2 protein-coding genes are annotated in these 2,448 nt (G+C 69.6%); both read left to right on the top strand.

Annotated features, from left to right (window positions below; all coding sequences use genetic code 11):
- The first annotated feature begins 90 nt into the window (after window positions 1-90).
- Window positions 91-450, top strand: a complete 360-nt coding sequence (locus tag E1294_RS51635; protein ID WP_132520613.1) for a YraN family protein — start codon at window positions 91-93, stop codon at window positions 448-450.
- Window positions 450-1,985, top strand: coding sequence for a YifB family Mg chelatase-like AAA ATPase (locus E1294_RS51630; RefSeq protein WP_132520610.1), 1,536 nt, complete (start codon window positions 450-452; stop codon window positions 1,983-1,985). Before E1294_RS51635 ends, E1294_RS51630 begins: the two co-directional genes overlap by 1 nt.
- Window positions 1,986-2,448: the final 463 nt, after the last annotated feature.

Here is a 2,448-nt window from a genome sequence, read left to right as displayed (position 1 = left end):
ACCCCGTCATCCCCAGAACCCCGTTCGGTCGACCTCACCCCACCACCCATCCACGAGAGTCGGTGCCCGACAGCCATACGGAGGTGGCACATGCCCGCAAACAAGAGACTCGACCTCGGCAGACAAGGCGAGCAGCTAGCCGTGACCTACCTGGAGGCACAGGGGATGAAAGTGATCGAGCGTAACTGGCGCTGCCGTCACGGCGAGATCGACGTCATCGCCGAAGAAGGTCCCAGCCTGATCGTGGTCGAGGTCAAGACACGATCGGCCACGTCCCACGGCACAGCCCTGGAGGGCGTGAGCCGGGCCAAGCTGGCCCGGCTCCACATGCTGGCGGCGAAATGGCTGGCGACGCAGCAACGCACCTTCGACACCGTGCGCGTGGACGTGATCGCCCTAGAGCGCTTCGCGGGCGATTTCGCGCTGCGCCACATACGGGGGGCGATCTGATGGCCGTGGCCCGCACCCGCAGCGTGGCCGTCGTCGGAGTCGCCGGGCGCACCGTCGAGGTCGAGGCCGACGTGGGCAACGGATTGGCGGGCATCCACCTCATCGGCCTTCCCGACACCGCGCTCAGCGAGGCCCGCGACCGCGTCAGGTCGGCGGTCGTCAACAGCAGTTATCCCTGGCCCGATGCCCGCATCATCGTCAGCCTCTTCCCTGCCAGCCTGCCCAAACGCGGGTCCCAGTTCGATTTGGCCATAGCCGTGGCGATCCTGGGCGCCGCGGGAGTGATCCCTGCCGAGCGCATCGCGGAGCCGTTCTTCCTGGGTGAGCTCGGCCTCGACGGCCGCATCAGACCCGTGCGCGGCGTCCTCCCCTCGGTGCTCGGCGCCGCCAGACACGGTGGCGCCACGGTTGTCGTGCCGGCCGCCAACTCGGCCGAGGCGGCCCTGGTGCCTGACGTCAAGGTCGTTCCCATGTCCGGCCTGCGCCAGTTGGTCGAGTGGCTGCGCACGGGCGACGACCCGCCCGAAGCCCGGACCGACGACATCGTGGAACCGCAGAGGTCCGCCCCCGCCCCCGCAGTCGACCTGTCTGACGTCGTCGGGCAGCCGGTGGCCCGCCGAGCCCTCGAAGTGTGCGCGGCAGGCGGCCACAACCTGTGGATGCTCGGCCCGCCCGGCACCGGCAAAACCCTGCTGGCCGAACGCCTCCCCACCCTGCTGCCGGATCTGGAGCTCGATCATGCCCTGGAGGTCACCGCCATCCACTCCGTCGCGGGTGTGCTGCCGCCCGACTCGCCCATGATGAGCAGGCCACCGTTCGTCGCCCCGCACCACACGGCGACGTCCGCCGCTATCATCGGCGGCGGCAGCACGGTCGTGCGCCCGGGGGCGGTCTCCCTCGCCCACAGGGGCCTGTTGTTCATGGACGAGGCTCCCGAGTTTCCCCGCCATGTCCTCGACTCCCTGCGGCAACCGCTGGAGTCCGGCCGGGTGACGGTGTCCAGATCCGCGGGATCGGTCACGTTCCCCGCCCGGTTCATGCTCGTCCTGGCCGCGAACCCCTGCCCCTGTGCCCAGGCCGACGACAAGCGCGAAACGTGCAAATGCTCCCCCACGACCAGACGCCGCTACCTCGGCAGACTCTCAGGCCCGCTCCTTGACCGCATAGACATGAAGGTCACGGTCGTCCGCTCGTCAAGGCGCGAACTCCTGGCCGACCGCCAGTTCGTGGAGACCAGCAAGACGGTGGCCGAACGCGTGCTGGTGGCCCGGGACCGAGCCGCCAAGCGCCTGGCCGACACCCCCTGGCGCACCAACGCCGAAATCCCCTCCTCCGTGCTACATGCCGACTACCGCCCAGGTGAGGCGGCCATGCGGCCCATGACGTCCTGCCTCGACTCCGGCATCCTCACCGCCCGCGGCCTCGACCGCGTGGTCCGGGTCGCCTGGACCCTCGCCGATCTGGCAGGCAAGGACCGCCCGGAGGAGGACGAAACCACCGGCGCGCTCGGTTTCTGGCTGGGAGTCACGTCGTGACGCCGCCGAATCTCTACAACAGCGCCCGTGTCGCCGCCGAGCCCCTTCCAGCTCCGGCTCCCGGGTTCTTGAGAGGTCCTCCGGCCAGCCTTCAGGGCCGACTCCGAGACCTCCCGCACGCGCCCACCGCGATCCCAGCCCTGCGCCAGTTCTTCCCCGTCTCCGAAAGCGCCCTTGACCGTCCCATGTCCATCCCACTCCACGAAGGCACCGTCAGCAGCCCCATGCCATCCGCTCCCGCCGCCCCAGCGACCATGTCGCCCCATACCTCTGCCTCCAACCCAGACATCCAGCCCACCCAGCCCTCTCACACCCCGGACCCAACCGCGCAGACGTCTCGCATCCAGGGCTCCCCCGCTGCGCCGGCTCCTCGCACGCCGGACACCCTGCTCTCACAAACCCCTCAATCCACCCGGGACTCCACACCCGCGCAGATATCTCAATCCGCCGCGGAATCCCCACC

Source organism: Nonomuraea diastatica (assembly GCF_004349015.1).
GTDB classification, from domain to species: Bacteria; Actinomycetota; Actinomycetes; order Streptosporangiales; family Streptosporangiaceae; genus Nonomuraea; species Nonomuraea diastatica.
Note: the sequence above shows the minus strand (reverse complement) of the source record. Positions and strands in the feature narration are given on the sequence as shown.

What these genes read in the sequence shown, in the direction of transcription:
- E1294_RS51630 (WP_132520610.1), top strand. Translation starts at nt 450, where the DNA reads ATGGCCGTGGCCCGCACCCGCAGCGTGGCCGTCGTCGGAGTCGCCGGG.
- E1294_RS51635 (WP_132520613.1), top strand. Translation starts at nt 91, where the DNA reads ATGCCCGCAAACAAGAGACTCGACCTCGGCAGACAAGGCGAGCAGCTA.